The following is a 24,406-nucleotide window of genomic DNA, read 5'->3' as shown; positions in this document are numbered from 1 at the left end:
AAATGGCATTGGGACTACTACTTGCCATTAGTTAGAAATTCCCCTAACGCTTCAGCCGATAAGGGTCTGCTGAAGTAGTAACCTTGCAATTCATCACAGCCGATAGCGTGAAGAAATGCGCACTGATATGCTGTTTCTACCCCTTCTGCCACTACTTTTAGACCCAAACCATGCCCAAGTGCGACAATGGCGTTGAGGATACCGATATTTGTCGGTTCAGTTTCCAGGTTACCGACAAAAATCTTGTCAATCTTAAGCCGATCCACCGGAAAATCTTTAAGATACGCCATGCTGGAATATCCGGTACCGAAATCATCAATGGACAGCATGATGCCAAGAGCTTTAAGGTTATGCAGAGTCTTAATGAAATTTTTAGGGTCGTGAATCAGATAACTTTCAGTGATTTCCAGCTCCAGAAATTGCGGATCAAGTTCTGTACTTTTAAGCACTGACGCTACCATCTCGACCAGATCAAATTGACGAAACTGCCGAGGCGATACATTGATCGCCACAGGGATGGGGTATCCCAAAAGTTTATGCAAATCTCTGGCCTTGCGGCAGGCATTTATCAATACCCAATGACCAATTTCTTCGATCTGACCGGTTTCCTCCGCCACCGGTATAAAGCTCATCGGCGAGATTATCTCCTCACCCGTCGGTTGCCAACGGATTAGCGCCTCAATACCGCAGGCTTTGCCGGTAGCAAAATCCATTTTTGGTTGGTAGTGCAGCAGAAACTCTTCATTTGTTATCGCACTACGCAGGCGGTATTCAATTTCAACCCGCTCGGTCAATACCTCGTTGAGTTTACTACTATAAAACTGGAAGTTATTACGACCTAATTGCTTGGCTTTGTACATGGCCAAATCGGCATTTTTAAACAACGTACCGGGGTTAGACCCGTCATGAGGATATATGCCGACACCAATGCTACAAGAAATAACAAAATCGTAACCATCAATCACGCAAGGATCCATAACTGCCGCAAGAATACGCTGCATACTCTGCGTAATATCATCAAGACTCTGCATGCTGGTCAACAACAATACGAACTCGTCCCCACCTAATCGCACCACCGTATCGGATTTCCGCACATTGTCCAATAATCTTCCTGCCATCGACACCAACAACTCATCGCCAACATGATGTCCCATGCTATCGTTGATGATCTTAAATTGATCAAGATCAATGAAGGCCACTGCCACTATTCTGCCGTAGCGATCAGCAAAGCTCATGCACTGCTCCAACCGGTCGGTCAGCAAAGTACGATTCGGCAGTCCGGTTAGTATATCGTGCGTTGCCTGATATTCAAGCTGGTATTCGTAGCTCTTGCGCTCGGAAATATCTTCGACAGTACCTTCATAGAATAATAATTTGCCGTCAGTATCAAGTACTTCATGTGAGTTCTCGGTAATCCATATAACTTCACCATTTTTACGATAAACCTGCGCTTCGAAATTAAGTACTTGTCCATGTACTTTCATCAATTCAGTAAACTCGGCACGTTTATTAGGATCAACATAAAGCTGCTTCTGAATATCGGAAATACCAAGCACCAAGTCCTGTGTCGAATCGTAACCATAGATTCTGGCTAATGCAGGATTAAAATCAAGATACTGCCCGGAAGGCGTGGTCTGATAAATACCTTCGATGGCATTTTCAAAAATGGAACGGTAACGCTGCTCTGCTTCTTGTGCCTGCTGTTCACTTTGCTTGCGGCAAGTGACGTCTTGAATAAATCCTTCCAGAGCCTCCAACTCACCATTCTCATTAAAAAGTGGTGAGCCACTCTCCTGTACCCAACGAATATTGCCATCAGCATGCCTGATGCGGTATTCCAAATCAAACTTTTCATTGCTACCCAGAGCTTCTTTAATGCTATCGCGCACCCAAGCCCTGTCATCTTGCAGCGTCAGCGCCTCATAACTAATTCGGTGATTAAAAAGTAGATCTTCGGCATTATAGCCGGTAAGACCGATACAACCCTCACTGACAAAAACCATCGTCCAATTCTCATCAAGCAGACAGCAATACATCATCCCTTTAAGATTGCTTATGAGCATACCCAGCATACGCTCCCTATCTTGCAAAAGTTTGCTCAGGCCGGGGCTGAAGCTCTTTGTGATAGAAGATGAATGCATTTTCATTGCCGAGTCAGAAAACAAAAATTTGTCGAGTGATAGTTTCATATATTTTTGATCAAGCAATTTTCAAGCCATATCACCTGCTCCTATGCAAGGATATAAATTCAATTGGTATCCTTAAAACTAATACCAGGGAAATTGCGTTAAAATAGGACATAAAATGAGTACAAATGACTAAAATGGTGCAATGTAATTGAATCAAGCAATCTATCTTTATAAAATCCCCATTACTGCGCTTTATAAATGTGCAATTGCATTCATTTATTGCACCAATAAAGAACGTTTACATTCAGTAATGTTGGATAAGAGGGAGGGTAAAAATTCTGCAAGGATTTAAGGAATTAAACCATTCTGCCTCTCAACGAAAGTATCAATAGATTTTCTGAGTCAGTTGATATTTTTCGTGACTATCAGCTTTTGGTTTTTAGTGTATTAAAAAGCGATGTTTCATGCCAGTGAATTCTGGCCCCTTCAAAATGGTAATCGGCGATGATTGTCAATGCCCCACCAATATCAAAAGCGCTGTAACTCATTAAACTAATATGCTTGATTAAACAGCGCGATACATCAGCTCTTGGAAATTTATCCAAACGATCGCTGACTACTTGGGTTAACCATGATCCACCATAAAGGCCAACCGTTACATGAGGAATGTAGTTGTTGATACCTTGATGGCTCTGTTGCACGATTGGGGTGAGGCAATTACGTAGCGTAGAGAGACCGTTAACTGGATCGTTAACAGACAAATAAGGCGCCGAGGAAAAGCTGGCTAGTGTACCGATTTCGATTTGAAAAGGTCGTTGCTGAACCTTATGTAAAGCCGATAGATGAGCTGCAAAGTGGCTGACTCCAAAATCGTCTGTGTGTTTCGGTTGCCCACTTAAGAAGCCACAAACACTTAAGGTGATATGCGGCTTTCTGTCATAGCCGTCAAGCAGAAGATCAGCGAGATGTAGCTCAGCGGCATTTACTTGCAGGCAAACAGTGGGACAATCCAGATCGATTGCCCAAAATACATAGCGAGATCGCCCCAAATGCCACTCACGAAAGTCCTGACGTAGATTTGGTATGGTGTAATCGCTCTCAAGAAAACTGATACGCGTATTTGTATGGTCAGTCATGCAAACTTGACCCCGTTCAGGAAATTTCAACATTCACATCTTAAAACTTTCTAAATGCACTGGTATCCTTCAGTTTTTTTTCTGAGAATCTGATGTTACGCAGTTCCGTAAGAGGGTGTAAGAAAATCTATGTAAACTGCCATTAATTAAAATCGGGCATCCTGTCCTGATACATCATCATAAACTGATTAATGACCGGTTTCCAATCGCGCAATGGCATGGACCATTTTTTTAACGCATTTTCAATAGCCAGATAAATGACTTTCGTTGCCGATTGATCATTGGGAAATATTTTCCTGGCGTTAGTCGCTTTTCTAATCACACTGTTCCCGGATTCGATGGTATTGGTGGTATAACACTCTTTCTTATTTCATTAGGATAATCAAAGAAAGCAATCAGGTTAGGCCAGTGACTACCTGAATTCCGCACCATGTGGACAATACAGAGCTGAAACTGCGTTTTAGGAAAGACTGTGCTATGGCATCCGGAAATCCAGTCAAGCATCCACGCAGGCGACAAAAACATCCTTGATGCCTCGATTCTTAAGCTCGGTCAGCACAGAAAGCCAAAACTTGGCACCTTCATTTTCGGATAACCAGAGTCCTAATAATTCTTTGTGGCCTGCCATATTGATGCCCAGTGCCACATAAACTGCCTTGTTAATAACGCGTTTATCTTGCCTGATTTTTACCACAATACAATCCAGATAGATAATGGGGTAGATCTCTTCTAACGGCCTGGATTGCCATTCGATGATTTTTCCATAACGGCCTTCCATTTCCGCATTGAGTGAGGCATCTACAGTGATTTTAAGTAGCTCTCTAGTTAACGAATAGAGGTCAGCCTCGGATTTAATACCACGGGCCAAATCCTGAATCGCTGAGACTAAAATGGGGGTCTTTGATAAAATCGCTCATTTTCATTCCTCCTAAAGGAATTTCACTATACTGAAAATAAGCAGTTACACGAAATTATTTACACCCTCGTATAAAGGGTTTGGTAAACATCGGTATTATCTAGTGTTTGAACGGTAATAAATTATTTAATACAAAACAATAAGTTGCGATAAAATAGGCTATTGAAAATCAAATAACAGCCTATTGGCGTATAAAATGCTGAATTTAAGTAACTTGCTGATAATTATGATTATTATTTTCATCGAAAAGGGCTTGGCAAAAGCTACCTCCCGGATAAGCGCCTCAGCTTTCAAATTCTCGTTGGAAAACTCCCGATGAGAAAGGTATTTTCTCCACAAATGAGCATCGGTCAACGCGATATTGCTGATATCAAAATAGATGTTTCCTCCCGTGATGACATTCCGATCATCTTGCTGGGCTTGCAACACATTTATACGACTCAGCCATTAAGGGATGCTGTTTTTAAAATACTGGAGGATGTGGTGCCTACTAAAATTGACGCCGAAGTGACAAAAATCGTTGCCATCGACAAAGGCCGCCCCGGTATGAATCAATGGTCGATTTTGGTGTTAGGATCGCTACGCGTAGGACTGAATACAGACTATGATCGCATTCTGGAGTTGGCCAATCAGCATAACACCCTACGTGAAATGCTCGGTCTTGGTTGCTTTGATGCCGACAAACGCTATCGCCTGCAAACCTTGAAAGACAATCTCAAGCTGTTTACGCCAGCGATCATGGCGCGTATTAGTACTGAAGTTATTCGAGCCGGCTATCAATTACTGGATCTGGATATTCATGCGCTGATCAGAGGCCGTTGCGATTCTTTTGTGTTAAAAACCAACGTGCATTTTCCAACCGATATCAGTTTACTGCATGATGCGATCCGGATTCTGATTCGGACGTGCGTCAAATGGAGCTTGCAACATGCCTTGCCTGAATGGCGATTGCATAAGCACAACCTGTCTAAATTTAAAAGGCGGTATCGCACGCTGCAAAAACTCAAACATTCCACGTCAAAAAATGACGCTATCAAGGCCGCCAAAGCACTTGAGATCAAACAGGCCTACCAGGACTATATTGATTTGGCAGGGTTTTATCTTGAGCGCACTAAAGCCAGTATGTTGACGTTAAAAAATCACTTTCACATACCAGAAGTGTTGCTTACCGATCTGAGCACTTTTAGCCTGCATGCCGAACGTCAAATCGAGCAGATTAGACGTCGCGCTATTCAAGGAGAAACCATTCCCCATGATGAAAAAGTCTTTTCCCTGTTCCAGACCCACACCGAATGGATCAGCAAAGGCAAAGCCGGAGTCCCGGTTGAACTGGGCTTGCGGGTCTGTATCATGGAAGACCATCAGGGCTTTATATTGCACAGTCAAGTCATGCAAAAGACTACCGACGACAAAGTCGCCGTGCCGATGGTTAAAGCGACTCAAGTAAAATTCCCAAGTTTTAACGCCTGTAGCTTTGACAAAGGTTTCCACAGTCCGGCCAATCAAACCGACCTGAAAGCCCTCCTTGAGCAAGTCGTTTTACCCAAAAAAGGCAAGCTATCCAAAGCCGACCAGAATCGTGAATACACCGCGGAATTTAAACAGGCAAAAAAGCAACATTCCGCCGTAGAATCGGCTATTAATGCGTTAGAAGTACATGGGCTGGATAAGTGCCTTGATCATGGCATTGAAGCCTTCGAGCGTTATGTTGGCTTAGCCGTGTTATCGCGTAACATTCAAAAGCTCGGCACAATTAAACGCGACATGGAACGGCTAAGGCTTGTTAACGAGCAACAAAAACTAGCTGCCTGACGCTTTTTTGAGAACAGCCAACAGGTTATCCACAGGAAAGGTGCGCTTATAATTTGTGATTATTAGAAATAATTCTGAAAAACTGATGGTAAATCAGAAAATAAGTCGTTTGTTCCACTCCGGAAAGATTTTTCCAAAAAATATTTCCGGATGTTGAGCTGGTTTTTTTGAAAAGTGGCTTTTTCGTTCAGGCACTATCTATAATAAAATTCCGCTTTCAGCTTTTGATGATATCAAAAAGTATGTCACAAAAAGGTTGCCTGAGTTATTGCCCGAAGTAACACTGCTGGGTTTTATTGGCAACGATCAAAATCTTGATGTTCATTTGAGAAACAATGATAATAAAGAAATAGCGCAGTGGTTTAGTTCTTATGTTGATGAAAAAACCCTGCTCTCTGACTGGCTTGGCTTAAAGCTTGAAAAACAAAATAACATCGCGGCCAATTAGAGTGCCAAGCAAAACCACCAAGCTTTTATGGAAGGCAATCCCTGCACAAGCTCTTGCCGGGATTGCCTTTTACCAGTTACTGTAAATTATCTCGCAAAGTGATGGCCATGATCCTTACGTTCATGGTCATCGTGTTTCTTATGGTCATCGTGGTGAATTTTGCATTGATTATTCGAACTAACGTTACTGGCATTAATTGAGGCATCGCGTGCTTCAACACCTGTATCGGCAAAATCGGTAAACAAGCCATCAACGCCCAGATCAAAATAATAAGTCATTTCCTGTTGAGGGTCGATAAAGCCGTAACCGCTGGCATCATCACGGAAAGTCCAGGTGTGAACCAGCAAACCTTTGTCGTGAGCCATTTCCACCACACCGGTACTGCCATCGACGCGACGATCGTTGATAGTAATTTTTCCGTCACCGTTACGATCTACACCGTCATTTACCGTTTTTACCAAATAAGGTTTCCACGGACCAACGGCATCGGCGTAGGATTTAACGAAAGTCAAACCTTCGTCAGTCAACAAATCTGCAAAAGTACGTACATCCCCAGCCATTACAAAATCATAAGGCTGTTTGTAAGGAACGACTAACGACATTGAACCGTCAGCATTGACATCATCGGCATCAATCAACTGCACCAATTGAATGTCGGTTTTGTGACTTAAGTATTGTAAATTACTCACTTCAAAAGATTGAATAAATACCGGCGCACAGGCGCTATTGTCGTAGGCTTTATGCAGTTTTTTTAACAGCTTGTTTTCAAAAACATGCGGCCCATATAAAAGCTGATTGTTGGCATCTGTAACGTTGGCATGATAAGTGGAATGCTTTATTTCAGGATAGATACCGATAACTCTTCCAGTGGCTTTGCTTTGACTTTTAGCCAACGCAATAATTTCATCCAGAGTCGGGATTTGATACTGACCGTCATACTGCTTATCGCGACCGGCAAAGGCTTGGATAGCATGCAGTGTTTTAATTTCCGCCAAGGTAAAATCAGTAGCGAACCAGTCGTTGTATTCAACGCCGTCGACCATGCGTTTGGTTTTGCGGTCGGCAAACTCAGGGTGATCAGTTGCAACATCAGTGGTGCCGCCTATCATCGGTTCGTGCCGAGCAATCATATGACCATCCTTGGTCAATACCAGATCAGGCTCAATAAAATCGGCCCCCATTTGGATAGCTAAGGTATAACCTTCTATAGTGTGTTCAGGGCGATGACCTGCCGTGCCCCGGTGACCGATAACGATGGGGGTATTTTTCATTTGCAACTGCGACTCTGCTTTGGCAATACCTTGAGAGCCGAGTACAGCAATTATGGCACCTACCAATATAGTTGATTTGTAATAGTCGTTTATCATGGAGTACTTCCTCTTAAAAATATTTGACTTGGAAAATTGGTTTTTATGTTGTTACCGTTTGCAGATAGTTGCCGGAATAGCAACAAGTACCATCCCGACAATCGAGTGATTAATCGTGGTCTTTTTCTCTTTCTCTTTCCGCTGAAAGGGTTTTGCTAAATACGCTGGTACCATTAATGTCTTTAAGGTCTACCGTCAAAGCTTGACTTCTTTTGTCAATGTTAACTTCACCAAAAAACTGTAGGCCTGATAAAGGCGATAGATTAATTTGACCGGCTGGTGGTGCCTTGGAAAATACCACTTGCGGGCCAAAGGTAGCATCAATGCTGTTAGGCCCGAAAGAACCTGCATTTAACGGACCCGCCACAAACTCCCAAAACGGCGTAAAGTCCTTGGTTTTGGCTTTGCCAGGATCGAAGTAATGCGCTGCTGCGTAATGAACATCTGCAGTCAGCCAAACGATGTTTTCGACATGCTCATGCTTAATGAAACTAAGCAAACCGGCGATTTCCAGCTCGCGACCGGCTGCCGGGCCGTTGTTGCCATTCGCAACGGCTTCCCAACGAGCATCTCCCTGAGTAGTGACTCCATCGCCAATGTTCAGGCCGATAGGCATGTCGGCCGCAATGACTTTCCAAGTCGCCTGAGAATGTTTCAGTTCGTTCTTCAGCCAGGCTACCTGTACATCACCAAGAAATGCGGTTTCTTTACTTTGCTGCGTTTGCAGATTAGCGGTATTGGGGCCTCGATAGGCACGCATATCAATCACAAACACATCAAGTAACTTACCGTAGGAAATCTTGCGGTAAACACGATCAGATTCTTCCGTATCATGGGGACGTAAAGGTGCGTATTCATGAAAAGCCCTGGAAGCGCGGGCGACCAACAAAGGTACATCCTTGACCGTGTAACGGATATCTTTACTCAAATCCTTGGAATCGGACCAGTTGTTTGCTACTTCGTGATCATCCCATTGCCAGATTTGCGGCACTTCAGCATTGAAGCGACGGAGGTTTTCATCAAGTAAATTATATTTATAGCGTCCACGAAATTCCGCCTGAGTTTCGGCCACCTTACTGACTTCAGATGTAACCAGGTTAGTCCATATTTGGCCATTTTCCGCAGTTACGCTAGGTAAAATGGGACCATCGGAATAGACACTGTCACCACTCTGGATAAAGAAAAGTGGTTCGACCTGACGCATGGCTTCATAAATTTTCATGCCTCCAAAACTTTCGTTAATCCCCCAACCTTGACCTGCGGTATCACCGCCCCAAACGAAGCGAATGTTGTCGTGCTTGCCGATAGTATGAAAATGGCCGGTGACCTCCTCGCTTTTGACGCGAGCATTGGTGAGATCTTCAAACCAGACTTTAACAAAAACTTCTTCGCCCTCGGGAAGCCCGACCAAGTCCTGCCTGGCCGTAAAGTCTGTGCCGTCCATCGCGTAGGGGCCACGAATAATGATAGAGTCGTTGAACTGTTCGTTGTAGGCATATTCCACAATCATCCGCGACGGACGGTCAGCTCGGCTCCAGATTATGGCGCGTCCTGGTGCCAGATCACCAATTTGTATGCCTTGCTCCATAAGTGGCGCATCGTCGGTGGCGACAACATCGGCTGACAGTGACAGTAATAGCGGTATGGCGACAATTGCCGCAGTCAGGTTGGTAGATTTCAGAAAATAATGGTGATTTTTAATTACACGATACATGGCTGCATTCCTAGAGACTCAGTTAAGGAGACTAAGATTATAAGCAGCGGTATATGACAGCATGATTAAGTTAAAGTTAAAAATCACCTAATGATATTACGTGTTGAACTATCGTAATTTTGGCTTGCCGCGCCGAGTAAAAAAAGCTTCTTGTTCTCAAGCGCCCAAAACCGATTAACAAAATACGTCATGATAGCGGCACTAAAGCGACTAATTCAAATACCTGCGTAACTTAAGTCGTCTATTGGTTAATATCATTTTACAGCCAGCAAAGATTACCTTATTCATCGATAAATACAAAAGCAAAGGCCCGCTTGAAAAGCGGCCTATACTCCCTCATATTAGCTCTAACTTAAACACTTTTTTAAAGGCAACCACCATGCGAATGGATAAATTAACCAGCAAGTTTCAATCAGCCTTGGCTGATGCTCAAAGTATGGCCTTGGGAAAAGACCATCAATTTATCGAACCCGTCCATTTAATGATGGCATTACTGGACCAGGAAGGAGGCAGCATCAAGCCGCTACTGGCTCAGATCAGTGTTAATACGCAGATGTTACGCACAGAACTGGCGATGGAATTGGCTCGTATTGCCACCGTCAGTGGTTCGGGTGGCGATGTCCAAATATCAAACGAATTATCCAGACTGCTGAATTTAACCGACAAATTAGCCCAAAAGCGTAACGATAAATTCATCTCCAGTGAATTATTTTTACTGGCGGCTTGTGAAGAAAAAGGAATTTTAAACGATCTGCTTAAAAAAGCCGGTGTTATTAAGAAAAATGTCGAAATAGCGATCGATAAAATGCGCGGCGGTGAAGCCGTTGATGATGCCAATGCCGAAGATCAACGCCAAGCCTTAAATAAATACACCATCAACCTGACGGAACGTGCAGCACAAGGCAAACTTGATCCGGTTATCGGCAGAGATGATGAAATTCGTCGCACCATTCAGGTCTTACAACGACGCACCAAAAACAATCCTGTTTTGATCGGTGAGCCCGGCGTCGGTAAAACAGCGATTGTTGAAGGCTTGGCGCAACGTATCGTTAATGGCGAAGTACCGGAAGGTATTAAAGGCAAACAGGTACTAGCTTTAGATATGGCCGCATTAATTGCCGGCGCCAAGTTTCGTGGTGAGTTTGAAGAGCGTCTGAAAGCAGTTTTAAATGATCTGGCCAAACAGGAAGGTCAAGTCATTTTATTTATTGATGAGCTGCATACCATGGTAGGTGCAGGTAAGGCTGAAGGTGCCATGGATGCAGGCAATATGTTAAAACCCGCGCTGGCGCGTGGCGAATTGCATTGTGTAGGTGCAACCACACTGGATGAATATCGTAAATATGTTGAAAAAGATGCCGCGCTGGAACGTCGCTTTCAAAAAGTATTGGTTGATGAACCTTCTGTCGAAGATACCATTGCCATTCTGCGTGGCTTAAAAGAAAAATACGAAGTACATCACGGCGTTAATATCACCGACCCTGCCATTGTTGCTGCAGCAACGTTGTCTTACCGGTATATTGCTGACCGAAAACTGCCCGACAAAGCCATTGATCTGATTGATGAAGCAGGTAGCCGAATCCGCATGGAAATTGACTCCAAGCCGGAAGAAATGGATAAATTATACCGGCGCTTGATTCAATTAAAAATTGAACAGGTAGCCTTAAAAAAAGAACAGGATGCAGCATCCAAAAAACGTCTGGAAATTCTGGAAGAAGAAATTGCCGACCTGGAAAAAGAATATTCTGATCTTGAAGAAATCTGGAAATCGGAAAAAGCCTCATTGCAAGGTTCAGCGATGATTAAAGAAAAGCTGGAACATGCAAGAACAGAATTGGAAGTTGCCAGTCGCACTAATGATTTGGCGCGTATGTCAGAACTTCAGTACGGTATTATTCCCGCATTGGAAAAGCAACTGACTATGGCAGAACCCGCTGAAACCCAAAAAATGACCTTATTACGCAATAAAGTCACCGAAGAAGAAATTGCCGAAGTGGTATCAAAATGGACAGGCATACCGGTCTCAAAAATGATGGAAGGCGAGCGTGATAAATTATTGCGCATGGAAGAATACTTAAGTAAAAGAGTAGTCGGCCAGGATGAAGCGCTGAAAGCTGTCAGCAATGCGATACGCCGCTCCAGAGCAGGGTTATCCGACCCCAATCGCCCCAATGGTTCATTTTTATTCTTGGGACCTACCGGCGTCGGTAAAACTGAATTGTGCAAAGCTCTGGCAGAATTTATGTTTGATACGGTTGATGCAATGGTGCGTATTGATATGTCCGAGTTTATGGAAAAACATTCGGTCGCTCGCTTGATCGGTGCGCCTCCCGGTTATGTCGGTTATGAAGAAGGCGGTTACTTAACTGAACTGGTTAGACGTAAACCGTATTCGGTTATTTTGCTGGATGAAATTGAAAAAGCCCACCCGGATGTATTTAATGTCTTGTTGCAAGTGCTGGATGATGGCCGCTTAACCGATGGCCAAGGCAGAACTGTCGATTTTAGAAATACCGTCATCGTAATGACTTCAAACCTGGGCTCGGACATTATTCAGGAACTGGCGGGTGAAGCCCTTTACCCGGTAATGAAAGCGGCTGTGATGGAAAAAGTCAGCCAGCACTTTCGACCCGAGTTTATCAATCGAATCGATGAAGCCGTGGTTTTCCATCCGCTGGGACGTGAGCAAATCAGAGCTATTTCCAGTATTCAGATTGATCATTTACGTCAGCGTTTACGGGATCGGGAAATTGGCTTTGAAATGACTGACCAAGCCATTGATTTATTGGGTGAAGCTGGCTTTGATCCTGTGTACGGAGCCAGACCCATGAAACGCGCGATACAACAACAACTGGAAAATCCGCTGGCGCAAGAAATACTGTCAGGACATTTCATTGCCGGCGACACTATAAAAGTCGATATAAACGATGAGGGATTGCGATTTTTGAAGGTTTAACTTTAGCTGCCAGCGATACAAAACTGTGTCGCTGGCAAGTAGTTTACCAAGATAATATTAAGCATAGCTTTTGTCTGGACTAAAGATCTGACTAAAGCATTTCACTTTAGTAAAACACTCCTTTAGCCACCAACCATTATTCGTTAGTGAGCCGTACTTAAACTCATAGTTATATGAATAATTGATGAACCTAATGTATCAAATAAAGAAACAATCCATATATTCCCAGTGTTATTGTCAACAATAAAGCTCTTCTGTATAGTTAAGTTGTAAATTAAAAAAACCCTTCAACTTTATAAGAGAACTTATCCATGAACGATCTTCAAAAAGATATTTTAACCGCAGCGATGTTTATAATCGGCCTGGTTGGTTTTGTTTCAGGCGAATTTATCATCTCATCCACACTGTTCGCATCTGCGACCATTGCCAGCAACATTAACTTAAATCGTAAACGGACCAAAGCTGAGCAAATTGCATGCTAGTGTTGTCTTTGGTTAAATTGCTTAACCAATTATTCTAAAAACTTCCAGGGCTTAAACGTCTTGGAGGTTTTAAGTTTGCAGTCGTCTTTCTGCTTAACCATTTGTTTAAAACGCCTTGCGCATAAATAGTATTGCCATTTATGGCAAACTTCAGCCCTACCCCAAGATAACTGAACAATTTAACCAAAACTTTAGATAACTGCTCCTCAGTGCATCAATAAATTTTTGATCCTCACTCCAGCGAATATCCTGATACTGACACCATTTTTTACTCTAAAAAGACAGTTATTCTCCTGCTTTCATTAAGATTTATCAAACAACCAACACCGCTTAATATCATTCAACGACATAAACAGATAAAATCGAATTTTACCGAAAAAGGTAAACCTGACAACCAGGAAGCTTTGTGATTTTTCACTGATGAGAATAAGTTATGCAAATATGGATTGATGCGGACGCCTGTCCGAAAATGATTAAAGACATTTTATTTAGGGTGGCCGAGCGCACCAAAATAATAACGACGCTGGTCGCTAACCAATACCTGCAAACTCCACCATCACGCTATATCAAGTTGCTGCAAGTACATTCGGGCTTCGATGTGGCGGATAATGCCATTGTCAAAAATTTAAATGCTGATGATTTAGTTATCACCGGGGATATTCCGTTAGCGTATGAAGTAATCTGCAAAGGTGGCCATGCCATCAATCATCGCGGCGAACGTTATACCGAGGACAATATTAGAGATCGCTTGAATATGCGTGATTTTATGGATACATTGCGCGGTAGCGGAATCGATACCGGCGGACCCTCTGCGTTAAACTCACGCGATATACAAGCATTTGCCAATCAGCTGGATAATTTTCTGACTCAACAACTGTCAGAAAATGAATAAAAGACAGGGTAATGTTTTTCTTACCACCCCCCCCCTACAGACTCTGGAAAAAAATATTTAATAAAGCTTTCCAACCTGATCAAGGTAAGTCAGATAAAGCCGCATATCAAATTCTAACTGATGATAATCCGGTTCCATATACTCGCATAATTTGTAGAAGGCCTTGTTATGTTCTTTTTCTCTTAAATGGGCGAGCTCATGCACAACAATCATTTTAAGGCATTCCAATGGACCATTTTTAAAAACCGAGCCTATTCGAATTTCATTTTTTGCTTTCAGGTTATTACCCTGAACTCTGGATACAAACGAATGTAGCCCCAAGGCTTGATGGATTACATCAATCTTGTCATCATAAATAACTTTACTAAGCGGACCGGATTGTCTGAGAAATTGATTCTTTAACTCCACGACATAACTATAAAGCGCTTTGTCAGTTCTGATATCATGGCTAAAAGGATATTTTTTTAATAATAGCCCGGCCAATTTATCATTATCGATAAGGCTATGGATCTGATCTGTTATTGTTACAGGGTAGCCAGTAAGATATTTTAATGTGCTCATTTTAACTCTTCAGATTTGTTAGCCGGTCGATATTGTGCAAAAATATCTCTTAATCCCAGGGCGGTTCATCGCCGTTATAGGCAACAAAGTTTTTGTCTGTTGCCTGGGTAATAATACCAACGGCGGTATTTTTTGCAGAAGCATCGGTGGTCGATGACTTACGAATAACAGGTTTACTGATTGTTGGAGATGATTCCAAAGTACCCGTTTGAGGTTGCCACCTGGCAAAAACAGTGCAGTCCATATTTGCAGGAACATACCATTTTTTGTTGACAGCATCCCACTTGGCACCTAGTGCTTTTACTGCATCTTTTTGTGCATAAGGCACAGTGAGGTATGTTTTAGGCATTGTCATTATAATGTGTTATCAATCAGGCTTGATTTTGTAAATTTTTTATTGTAAATCATTGTCTTTGCAAGCTGACTGAAATTTACTTTCTGAAAGTTTATGGAACCAGTTTTTTTACAAATTTAAGACTCAATTTTAAACTTTTGTCATAATGAAGTAATAAGGTCTTTGTTACAATAGCCAATTTTTATTCAATATACTAATTATGTCTAATTTTAATGTTCTCGTTGTTGAAGATGAAGATGCCATCAGAGGAATGTTAATGATGATTCTTGAGCAATCTGGTTTTGCACCCATTGCTGCCGGTGATGCAGAAGATGCTCAGAAAGCATTGGATGACAACCTGCCGGATCTAATACTGCTGGACTGGATGTTACCAGGCATTAGCGGTGTTGAATGGGCCAGACGCTTAAAGAAAGAACCTGTTTATCGTGATATCCCCATTATATTATTAACGGCACGCGGCGAAGAAGAGGACAAAGTTAGAGGCCTTGAAATTGGTGCTGATGATTACATGACCAAACCCTTTTCACCTAAGGAATTGGTCGCACGGATTCGCGCTGTTTTGCGTAGAAGTGGAAAAATACAAGGCCAGGCCCAAATTATTCTGGGTGATTTAATACTGGATACTGAACAGCACCGCCTAAGTATAGGCGACAAGCAATTGGAAGTGAGTCCCACCGAATTTCGATTAATGCATTTTTTTATGACCCATCCCGATAAAGTTTACAGCCGAACTCAATTGCTGGATCAGGTTTGGGGTCGTAGTGTCTATATTGAAGAACGCACTATTGATGTTCATATTCGACGACTGAGAAAAATTCTTGAGGAATACGGGCGCGAAGATTTAGTACAAACCGTGCGTGGCTTTGGTTACCGGTTTTCACTGGTGGATTAAAAACTATGGGTATCTGGCAAAAAGAGATAACCAGATTGCTCTTGCTATTATTGGCAACAGCAATTTTTGGCGCATTAACGGGGGTATTTCTACCCATATTATTGTTACTAATGGTTGGCATCATTGTACGTCAGGTAATTCAGATTAATCAGTTTGAAAAATGGATAAGTACTGGTGGGAGAGGCAAGTATCCAAAGGCAACCGGTATTTGGGAAGAAATTTATTACCATATTTATCGCATTAAAAAGGATGAAAAACGTCGCAAAAAGAAACTGGGTAAAATGATTGATCAGTTTCGCCAATCCACCGAAGCTTTACCTGACGCTGCCATTGTTTTAGGCATTGATGATGAAATAGACTGGGCAAATAAAGCGGCGAGAGATGTTTTTGGTTTGCAGCAATCAGATAAAGGTCAACGAATCCCTAATCTCATTCGTTTCCCTGAATTTATCGGTTATCTGAAATCCGGAGATTATAAAGAATCCGTTATATTACCCTCGCCTATCGACAACCGTATTACCCTGGAAGTAAGAATCATACCCTATGGAGCAGGCCTGCGATTACTGCTGGCACAAGATGTTACGCAACTAAAAAAGATGGAACGAATGCGTAAGGATTTTGTGGCCAATGTATCTCATGAACTAAGAACGCCACTAACCGTATTAAAAGGTTATCTGGAAACCTTACAAGATCTGGATGATGAAAACTCTCCCTTATTAACCAACTCGTTCCAGCAAATGCTGGGGCAAACGGAGCGTATGCAGCATCTAGTTGATGACTTATTATTGTTGGCTCGTCTGGAAACTCAACAGAAAAAGACAAAATGTGTCAATGTACCTGAGTTATTAAGCCAAATTTGCAAAGAAGGCGATACGCTGGAAAATGCGTCAAGACGAATTGAATTAACCCTGGAAACCCCTGTACATATTAGAGGTGAAGAACAGGAATTGCGCAGTGCCTTTACTAATTTATTAAGTAATGCACTCAAATATTCGCCGGAAAACTCGCTGGTAAAAGTGCGCTGGTATCAAGACAATGTATCCATAATACTGGCTATTGAAGATCAGGGGGAAGGCATTACAAAAGCAGAATTACCCAGAATCACAGAACGGTTTTACCGGATTGAAACCAAGCGACTCAAAAAAGTAAACGGGACCGGGTTAGGTTTAGCTATTGTCAAACACGTACTAATGCGCCACGATGCTCACTTGAACATCACCAGTGAACTAGGCAAAGGCAGTTGTTTTAGCTGTCGCTTTCCTATTTGTCGAATTTGCATGTAAAGCATTATCCGGCGTCTCGCCATTATTCAATGGCAACCTGTAGGAAAAACTGTTTTCCTACAGGTTAAGCATCAGATAAGTTCTATTGCCATAAAAATCTCACCTCAGGTGATAGCCAAGAACTAAATACCCAAATGGCGCAGGAAATCATCTTACTAGCCTTTACCCGGCAACATACCTACCGAACCGGGTTTAATCAGCTTGCAGGCAACAACGACATCTTCCAGATGACATTGTTTTTTGCCGCTATTAGTATCACTACATGGCGCACAAACGACCTTACCTTTATCCTTGATTGCCTCAACGTGCCAACCGTAACCCTGCGTTTGACAAAATTTTTTACTGTAACTTTTAATATTGTAAGGCTTGGAAGCTGTTGCAATAGCCTCGGATTCTACTGCACAACCCGGTGAAGGCCTCGTGTTTGCCATAAGATCTCTGTAAATATATTCTGTTGCCGATGTTGTACCTGAAAAAAAGGCCAATACTGCAAACAGGCCCAGTAAATTAAGTCTCATAATTTTTCTCCCGGTTATTATTATTGTTTTTACTAAATCATTTTAATGCGCTAAAGCTGATACGACACGGGTCTTTTCATTCATTGCCTGTACTGTCAACATAATTATGTAGCCAGTTACCCATCTATTTTTTCGCCCAGGCAATGAACAAAAATCCTGCGCCATTTTGGGGGTATTCATTCTTGAATATCACCTTATTACTAAGCAAATGAAATAATTTAAATCAGTTCAAAACCCTGATATTCATTTGCGCATTTTCCTCGTCTAGTTGCTGCTTAATCGGTGCAAACTTTTCATTCTCACTTTGCTTAATCATAAAAATCCCGGTTACTATCACAAACACAGCAACTCCGACGTATAACCAGAATAGGTCTTTTTTTTGTGCTTCTTCAATCATACAACCCCCTTTATTTATTTTAAGTCATCAATGGATGCACCAAAGTTGATATGAAAAACCTGGTCATTTAAGACCAATGCCGGAACTGATTTAACCCCGGCGGCTTCAGCTTCAGCTATTCGATCAGCATGGTCACCGAGATGCACAACTTCAACCTGATATTTTGTACAGTCAATGGCATCGGCGACCATTTGCTCTGCACCCAAACAAACCGGGCAACCGGCATGATAAAAAATTGCAATACTCATAAATAATTACCTTTTTAAATGTTAGTAGTGAATCGCTACTATAAAAGCACTTATAGCACATGTCAACAATATTTCGATTCGCTACTAATACTCAATCAACCATGCCACACAGAGTAACGTCAGTATCTAAAGTACCCCGACTATCTCAACACTATTCCATAGAAATATTTACGTAGCTATATAACACACCAACACCGGCATTAATTGCACAAGCAGTATTAATAACAACCTCAATCACTTGGTAGTAAAGGGATTGTAATCAATACAGCATCTTGAGACGATTTCTGCGATAATGATGCCTGAATATTTCGCAAAAAAACTGCGTTTCTCTTACACTCAGCCTATAATTTTTTACTCGATAACCGACACATGAAAGCCAAAAAAACATTTAAACCCTGTGATTTAATCATTTATGGTGCCATGGGTGATCTATCGAAACGCAAGCTGCTCATTTCCTTGTATCGCCTTGAAAACGCTAATTTCATCGAGCCTGATACGCGGATCATCGGGGTAGATCTGCATGACATAAAAAGCTCAGGATTTATTGAACTTGCGCACAAAAGCTTGCAGGAATTTTTAAGCGATGGTATTGACAACAAAGTATGGGAACGATTTTCAACCAGACTTTCCTATCTGAAAATAGATTTAACCCAACCGGATCAATATCTGCAATTAAATGCTGTGATTGATCAGCAATCAAGGGTTATGGTCAATTACTTTGCCGTATCCCCATTTCTGTTTAAAAGCATTTGCCAAGGACTGGATAAATCAGGAATTTTGACTGAAAACTCGCGGATGGTGATGGAAAAACCTATCGGCCATAACCTTAAATCATCAATAGAAATTAATGATGAAGTGGCAAATGTATTCACCGAGAAACAGGTTTATCGTATTGATCATTACCTGGGCAAAGAAACGGTATTAAATTTATTGGCGTTACGCTTTGCCAATTCTATTTTCACCACAAACTGGAATCACAACACCATTGATCATATTCAGATTACCGTTGCCGAAGAAGTTGGCATTGAAGGTCGCTGGGATTATTTCGATAAAACCGGACAGTTGCGGGATATGCTGCAAAACCACCTGTTACAGATTCTGACTTTTATTGCCATGGAACCGCCTGTCGATCTGGAGGCTGACAGCATTCAAAATGAAAAAATAAAAGTCCTTAAAGCACTACGTCCAATTACCAGTAACAATGTTGAAGAAAAAACCGTCCGCGGACAATACAGCGCTGGTTATATTAAAGGAAAGCCGGTACCAGGCTACCTTGAAGAAGACGGTGCCAATATCGAGAGCACGACAGAAAGTTTTGTCGCCTTACGCGTTGATATTGATAACTGGCGCTGGGCAGGTGTGCCGTTCTATTTACGTACAGGTAAACGCTTAACCGGCAAACGTACCGAGATTGTCGTTTACTTTAAACAGTTGCCGCATAATATCTTTAAAGACAGCTTTCGTGAATTGCCGCCCAATAAATTAATCATTCATCTACAACCGAATGAGGGTGTAGAAATTGAGATGCTTAACAAAATACCCGGCATCGACGAACATATCAAACTGCAAAAGACTAAGCTGGATTTAAGCTTTTCTGATACGTTTAAAATGAGCCGTATTTTTGGCGGCTATGAAAAGCTGGTTCTTGAAGCCATGCGCGGCAATCCGACCCTTTTTCTTAGCCGCGAAGAAATTGAACAAGCCTGGACATGGGTTGATTCCATACAAGATGCTTGGCATCATTATAAAGATACTCCCAAGCCCTACTCTGCTGGCTCTTGGGGGCCTGTCGCCTCAGTCGCCCTGATTGCCAGAGATGGCCGTGCCTGGGAAGAATAACTAAGCCTCCGTCTAACTCTAAAACAGGAAAAAATATGCATCCCGTAATTGAAAAAGTGACTCAAGAAATTATTGAGCGTAGTCATAAAACCCGCTCAGCCTACATCACCTATATTGATGCTATCGCTAAAAAAGGCCCTATTCGTTCCGGAATGGGCTGTGGTAATTTGGCTCACGGCTTTGCAGCCTGCAGTGCCAGTGAGAAAGCCGATTTAACCGGCGATCAAAAAGCCAATATTGCCATCATTACCTCTTATAATGATATGTTGTCGGCTCATCAACCTTACAAGGATGCTCCTGATCTAATCAAAGCCGCTATCAGGGAAGCGGGCGGCGTGGCTCAGGTTGCTGGTGGCGTACCGGCAATGTGTGACGGAATCACTCAAGGCCAACCTGGCATGGAGCTGTCATTATTCAGCCGTGACTTGATTGCCATGGCGACTGCGGTAGGTTTGAGTCACAATATGTTTGATGGCGCAATATATATGGGCGTTTGTGACAAAATTGTACCGGGCCTGTTGATTGGTGCGCTAAGTTTTGGTCACTTACCAGCAATATTTATCCCAGCCGGCCCCATGCCCAGTGGCTTAACCAATAAAGAAAAATCGCGTGCACGCCAAGCTTACGCTATCGGCAAAATCGGTCGTAAAGAACTACTGGAAGCAGAATCTGCGTCATACCACAGCCCGGGTACCTGTACCTTTTACGGCACGGCAAACAGTAACCAGATGATGATGGAAATTATGGGCTTACATCTGCCTGGCAGTTCATTTATTAATCCTTACACACCGTTACGTGATGAATTAACCAAAGCCGCAGCCAAACAAGTTTTAAAATTTACCGCGCTGGGCGATGATTATCGCCCGATTGCCCATATGATTTCTGAAAAAGCCATCGTCAATGCCGTCATTGGTTTATTGGCAACGGGCGGGTCAACCAACCATACCATGCATTTAATCGCTATTGCCCGTGCATCCGGCATCGTTCTTAACTGGGATGATTTTAATCATCTATCCAAAGCGATTCCATTAATCACAAAAATTTATCCCAATGGCCCTGCGGATGTTAACCATTTTCAGGCGGCTGGTGGCATGGGAGTATTAATTGCTGAACTGTTGAGAAACGGCCTGCTGCATGAAGATATTATAACGGTTGCCGATCAGCGCGGCATGAACAACTACTGTCAGGAACCCAAACTTATTGACAACAAATTGATCTGGGAACCTGTACCGGAAACTTCTTTAGATACTGACGTTCTGGGCACCGTAGAAAAACCATTTGCTGTCGGTGGCGGTTTACATGTTATGCACGGCAACTTGGGTCGCGGTATATCCAAACTGTCAGCCGTAGCACCGGAACATCAAATCGTTGAAGCCCCTGCCATCGTATTCGATGACCAGGAAGATATGCTTGCCGCTTTTAAACGCGGTGAACTGGAAAAAGATTTTATTGCGGTTATCCGCTTTCAGGGACCTCGTTCGAATGGCATGCCGGAACTGCATAAACTGACACCACCATTGGGTGTTCTGCAAGACAAAGGCTTCAAGGTCGCACTGGTTACTGATGGTCGTATGTCAGGTGCTTCGGGAAAAGTTCCTTCAGCTATCCACATGTGCCCGGAATGTGAGTCCGGTGGTCCCTTGGCCAAGGTACAAACGGGAGATATTATTTCCATGAATCTGCAAACCGGCGATATTAATGTATTGGTTGATGACACGGAATTTAATGCCCGAATTCCGGCACCCAATTCTGCTAAAAACCATCACTATGGTATGGGACGCGAGATGTTTGGTCGCTTCCGTCTAGGTGCATCTTCCGCTGAAACAGGCGCTTCCAACTTGTTTCTTGTTGATTAACTTAAAATAATAATGCTGGTTGGATCAGGCTGGCGTAGGCTGCCTTTCCAACCTATTTGTTGGGTTACGCCATACTAACCCAACCTACAAAACTACCGGGTAATACAATGAATTCAAATAACTGGAAAATCCAACCTACTGACGTTTTAAACGCCGGACCTGTCATGCCCGTCATGGTTATTCAAAATCTGGACGATGCCGTGCCTTTGGCAAAAGCCTTGGTTGCCGGTGGTATTAAAGTACTGGAAATAACCCTGCGCACACCGGTCGCATTGGATGCCATACGCCTTATTAGCCAGGAAGTTAAAGAAGCTATTGTTGGTGCAGGCACTATTACGACTCCTGAACAATTAAAAGCAGCTGAAGATGCCGGTGCTGTTTTTGCCATTAGCCCCGGTTTAACGCCTACGCTACTGGCTGCTGCCAAGGCAGGAAATATTGCCTTGATTCCAGGAATTTCAACTCTGTCAGAATTAATGATGGGCATGGAATACGGCCTGGATCACTTCAAATTTTTCCCGGCTGAAGCGGCTGGTGGTATTCCGATGCTAAAATCCATTGCAGGCCCAATTCCACAAGCCACTTTTTGCCCAACGGGTGGAATTTCCCCTGAAAATTACAGCGCCTATTTAAACTTAAGTAACGTCGCTTGTGTAGGCGGATCATGGCTGGTTCCTGCGGATGCCATAAAATCTAAAAACTGGGCACAAGTCACTGAATTGGCAAAACAAGCCATCGCTAATGTTACTCACGCCTGAACTATCTGACTTTGCGATAGTGCCATACCGTTTTTAAAATAGAGAGAAAAGCCATGACCAATCCACGCAGTATGATCTTAAATGAGAACGATCAGACTTTATGCGAGCTACCTATTTTATCTGGAACTACGGGACCTGATGTAATAGATGTCGAGACCCTGTATAAACAAACCGGCATGTTTACTTACGATCCTGGCTTTACGTCTACCGCCAGTTGCAGCTCAACCATCACCTACATAGATGGTGAAGCAGGTATATTGCTTTACCGTGGTTATCCCATTGAGCAACTGGCAGAAAAATGTACTTTTCTTGAGGTTTGCTATTTACTGCTGAACGGTGAGTTGCCCAGCAACCCCCAAATGCAAGAGTTTGAAGGTACTATCACCATGCACACGATGGTACATGACCAACTGACCAACTTTTTCAAAGGCTTTCGGCGTGACGCGCACCCGATGGCTATTATGGTTGCTGTAGTGGGTGCATTGTCGGCTTTTTATCACGACGCACTGGACATACAATCCAAAGAGCATCGTGACCTAAGTGCCATTCGCCTGATTGCCAAAGTACCAACAATTGTCGCAATGTGCCATAAATACAGCACCGGTCTGCCATTTATGTATCCACAAAACAAGTTGAACTATGTGGAAAACTTTATGCGGATGATGCTGGGAACACCCTGTGATGACTTTGTACCTAATCCGGTATTGGTACGGGCACTGGACAGAATTTTAATTCTTCATGCCGATCATGAACAAAACGCCTCAACGTCAACCGTCCGCCTGGCCGGTTCCAGCGGTGCCAACCCATACGTTTGCATTACTGCCGGGATTGCCTGCCTTTGGGGTGCAGCTCACGGTGGTGCCAATGAAGCCGTACTCAACATGCTGATAGAAATTGATGATGTTGAACATATCCCCACTTATATAAATAAGGCCAAGGATAAACAAGACCCGTTCAGGTTGATGGGTTTTGGCCATCGCGTTTATAAAAATCATGATCCACGTGCGACATTAATGCGAGCAACTTGTCATGAAGTCCTGACAGAACTGGGCTTGCATGATGACAAATTATTCAAATTAGCTCTTGAACTTGAACGTATTGCGCTTGAAGATGATTACTTCATCTCAAAAAAACTTTACCCAAATGTCGATTTTTATTCAGGTATTGTCTTGCATGCTTTAGGTATACCCAGCAACATGTTTACTGCCATGTTCGCTATGGGCAGAACAGTCGGTTGGATTGCACATTGGGATGAAATGATAGCAGATCCCGATCAAAAAATTGGCCGACCAAGACAACTTTATACCGGTGCAACAAGGCGCGATGTTCCTGAACGGAATGGTAAACCAGTTTAAGCCGATAGATACTCCTTCCCTAAAAACATGAGTATCCATAATTCTCATGAGCAAATCCCGGGCATCTCTGCCCGGTGATTCTGCGGCGATTAAACGTATCAATGGCAGTCACTGACTCTCTGTTATTTAACGATTTTTTCACTCCGGTGCTACATTATTTACCCCTCCCCCCTGTAGCCCCCTTAACTATGGCAAGACTTTCCCAAAACTAGCCCATTGAACATAACTGCAAAAAAGGCGTATTATCCCGCTCAATAAACTGCATGTTGCCACGCAATGTGATTTTAATTCGGCCATTATTAATTATGATGGTAAAAGTCAGTTTGTCTCCGAAAAACGTACGCTTCAGGAAGGAAATAATTGTCAATAACTGGCTGTGCAATACTGTTATTCATCGCTAATTTTAGCGATTACCGGCAATAAACCAAAATCAAACTTGAGCTTTTCAATCAGACAAGATAATATTGATTCAATACTACTTGGAGCCCATAA

General features: G+C 42.8%; 20 protein-coding genes and 1 pseudogene. 11 read left to right on the top strand and 10 right to left on the bottom strand.

The window, feature by feature from the left end:
- Positions 1 to 17: 17 nt before the first annotated feature.
- From KKZ03_RS11135 to KKZ03_RS22025, 3 genes and pseudogenes are all read right to left on the bottom strand, one after another.
- Positions 18 to 2,189 (bottom strand): bifunctional diguanylate cyclase/phosphodiesterase, encoded by a 2,172-nt coding sequence (locus KKZ03_RS11135; protein WP_243216940.1) that lies wholly within the window; start codon positions 2,187 to 2,189, stop codon positions 18 to 20.
- Positions 2,190 to 2,554: 365 nt separating this feature from the next.
- The gene (locus KKZ03_RS11130; RefSeq protein ID WP_243216939.1) at positions 2,555 to 3,265 is read right to left on the bottom strand and encodes a 2'-5' RNA ligase family protein; all 711 of its coding nucleotides are present in this window, start codon (positions 3,263 to 3,265) and stop codon (positions 2,555 to 2,557) included.
- A 142-nt stretch (positions 3,266 to 3,407) separates the two neighbouring features.
- A pseudogene (locus tag KKZ03_RS22025) lies at positions 3,408 to 4,025 on the bottom strand (transposase); the annotation flags it as partial.
- Positions 4,026 to 4,496: 471 nt separating this feature from the next.
- Between KKZ03_RS22025 and KKZ03_RS11115 the strand changes: the two are divergent.
- The gene (locus KKZ03_RS11115; RefSeq protein WP_243216937.1) at positions 4,497 to 5,993 is read left to right on the top strand and encodes an ISNCY family transposase; all 1,497 of its coding nucleotides are present in this window, start codon (positions 4,497 to 4,499) and stop codon (positions 5,991 to 5,993) included.
- A 268-nt stretch (positions 5,994 to 6,261) separates the two neighbouring features.
- On the top strand, positions 6,262 to 6,441 hold the full coding sequence (locus KKZ03_RS11110) for a hypothetical protein (protein WP_243216936.1): 180 nt from the start codon (positions 6,262 to 6,264) through the stop codon (positions 6,439 to 6,441).
- 86 nt (positions 6,442 to 6,527) lie between these two features.
- Here the strand turns inward: KKZ03_RS11110 and KKZ03_RS11105 are convergent, their stop codons facing one another.
- Both KKZ03_RS11105 and KKZ03_RS11100 read right to left on the bottom strand, forming a co-directional pair.
- The gene (locus KKZ03_RS11105) at positions 6,528 to 7,808 is read right to left on the bottom strand and encodes a glycerophosphodiester phosphodiesterase (protein WP_243216935.1); all 1,281 of its coding nucleotides are present in this window, start codon (positions 7,806 to 7,808) and stop codon (positions 6,528 to 6,530) included.
- 109 nt (positions 7,809 to 7,917) lie between these two features.
- Entirely contained in the window at positions 7,918 to 9,522 is a 1,605-nt protein-coding gene (locus tag KKZ03_RS11100; RefSeq protein WP_243216934.1) for an alkaline phosphatase, read from the bottom strand.
- Positions 9,523 to 9,901: 379 nt separating this feature from the next.
- On the opposite strand from KKZ03_RS11100, the gene clpB reads away from it, so the two are divergent.
- From clpB to KKZ03_RS11085, 3 genes are all read left to right on the top strand, one after another.
- Positions 9,902 to 12,478 carry an ATP-dependent chaperone ClpB gene (gene clpB / locus KKZ03_RS11095; RefSeq protein WP_243216933.1) on the top strand — a complete coding sequence of 859 codons (2,577 nt, stop codon included), beginning with the start codon at positions 9,902 to 9,904 and terminating at the stop codon, positions 12,476 to 12,478.
- Between the two features lie 311 nt (positions 12,479 to 12,789).
- Positions 12,790 to 12,960: a hypothetical protein gene (locus KKZ03_RS11090; RefSeq protein ID WP_243216932.1), complete on the top strand. Its 171-nt coding sequence runs from the start codon at positions 12,790 to 12,792 to the stop codon at positions 12,958 to 12,960.
- Positions 12,961 to 13,393: 433 nt separating this feature from the next.
- Complete coding sequence (locus KKZ03_RS11085) at positions 13,394 to 13,852, top strand: YaiI/YqxD family protein (protein ID WP_243216931.1); 459 nt, start codon at positions 13,394 to 13,396, stop codon at positions 13,850 to 13,852.
- Between the two features lie 57 nt (positions 13,853 to 13,909).
- Here KKZ03_RS11085 and KKZ03_RS11080 read toward each other — a convergent pair whose 3' ends face one another.
- Positions 13,910 to 14,413 carry a M48 family metallopeptidase gene (locus KKZ03_RS11080; RefSeq protein WP_243216930.1) on the bottom strand — a complete coding sequence of 168 codons (504 nt, stop codon included), beginning with the start codon at positions 14,411 to 14,413 and terminating at the stop codon, positions 13,910 to 13,912.
- Between the two features lie 49 nt (positions 14,414 to 14,462).
- Positions 14,463 to 14,762 (bottom strand): DUF5710 domain-containing protein, encoded by a 300-nt coding sequence (locus KKZ03_RS11075; RefSeq protein WP_243216929.1) that lies wholly within the window; start codon positions 14,760 to 14,762, stop codon positions 14,463 to 14,465.
- 205 nt (positions 14,763 to 14,967) lie between these two features.
- Here KKZ03_RS11075 and phoB point away from each other — a divergent pair, with 205 nt between their 5' ends.
- Together phoB and phoR are read left to right on the top strand one after the other, a co-directional pair.
- Positions 14,968 to 15,660 carry a phosphate regulon transcriptional regulator PhoB gene (gene phoB / locus KKZ03_RS11070; RefSeq protein WP_243216928.1) on the top strand — a complete coding sequence of 231 codons (693 nt, stop codon included), beginning with the start codon at positions 14,968 to 14,970 and terminating at the stop codon, positions 15,658 to 15,660.
- Between the two features lie 5 nt (positions 15,661 to 15,665).
- The gene (gene phoR / locus KKZ03_RS11065; protein ID WP_243216927.1) at positions 15,666 to 16,943 is read left to right on the top strand and encodes a phosphate regulon sensor histidine kinase PhoR; all 1,278 of its coding nucleotides are present in this window, start codon (positions 15,666 to 15,668) and stop codon (positions 16,941 to 16,943) included.
- 155 nt (positions 16,944 to 17,098) lie between these two features.
- On the opposite strand, the gene KKZ03_RS11060 is transcribed toward phoR, so the two are convergent.
- The 3 genes from KKZ03_RS11060 to KKZ03_RS11050 all read right to left on the bottom strand — a co-directional run bounded on the left by KKZ03_RS11060 (position 17,099) and on the right by KKZ03_RS11050 (position 18,106).
- Positions 17,099 to 17,461: a hypothetical protein gene (locus tag KKZ03_RS11060; RefSeq protein WP_243216926.1), complete on the bottom strand. Its 363-nt coding sequence runs from the start codon at positions 17,459 to 17,461 to the stop codon at positions 17,099 to 17,101.
- Positions 17,462 to 17,684: 223 nt separating this feature from the next.
- On the bottom strand, positions 17,685 to 17,858 hold the full coding sequence (locus tag KKZ03_RS11055) for a hypothetical protein (protein WP_243216925.1): 174 nt from the start codon (positions 17,856 to 17,858) through the stop codon (positions 17,685 to 17,687).
- Between the two features lie 14 nt (positions 17,859 to 17,872).
- Positions 17,873 to 18,106 (bottom strand): thioredoxin family protein, encoded by a 234-nt coding sequence (locus tag KKZ03_RS11050; protein WP_243216924.1) that lies wholly within the window; start codon positions 18,104 to 18,106, stop codon positions 17,873 to 17,875.
- Between the two features lie 369 nt (positions 18,107 to 18,475).
- On the opposite strand from KKZ03_RS11050, the gene zwf reads away from it, so the two are divergent.
- From zwf to gltA, 4 genes are all read left to right on the top strand, one after another.
- Positions 18,476 to 19,945 (top strand): glucose-6-phosphate dehydrogenase, encoded by a 1,470-nt coding sequence (gene zwf, locus KKZ03_RS11045; RefSeq protein ID WP_243216923.1) that lies wholly within the window; start codon positions 18,476 to 18,478, stop codon positions 19,943 to 19,945.
- A 35-nt stretch (positions 19,946 to 19,980) separates the two neighbouring features.
- The gene (gene edd / locus KKZ03_RS11040; RefSeq protein WP_243216922.1) at positions 19,981 to 21,801 is read left to right on the top strand and encodes a phosphogluconate dehydratase; all 1,821 of its coding nucleotides are present in this window, start codon (positions 19,981 to 19,983) and stop codon (positions 21,799 to 21,801) included.
- A gap of 107 nt (positions 21,802 to 21,908) precedes the next feature.
- On the top strand, positions 21,909 to 22,559 hold the full coding sequence (locus KKZ03_RS11035) for a bifunctional 4-hydroxy-2-oxoglutarate aldolase/2-dehydro-3-deoxy-phosphogluconate aldolase (RefSeq protein ID WP_243216921.1): 651 nt from the start codon (positions 21,909 to 21,911) through the stop codon (positions 22,557 to 22,559).
- Between the two features lie 53 nt (positions 22,560 to 22,612).
- Positions 22,613 to 23,914, top strand: coding sequence for a citrate synthase (gene gltA, locus KKZ03_RS11030; RefSeq protein ID WP_243216920.1), 1,302 nt, complete (start codon positions 22,613 to 22,615; stop codon positions 23,912 to 23,914).
- Positions 23,915 to 24,406 lie beyond the last annotated feature (492 nt).

This window comes from Methylobacter sp. S3L5C (genome assembly GCF_022788635.1).
In the GTDB taxonomy this organism is placed as follows: Bacteria; Pseudomonadota; Gammaproteobacteria; order Methylococcales; family Methylomonadaceae; genus Methylobacter_C.
The sequence above is the reverse complement of the archived record's forward strand: the minus strand, read 5'-3'. Positions and strand labels throughout refer to the sequence as shown.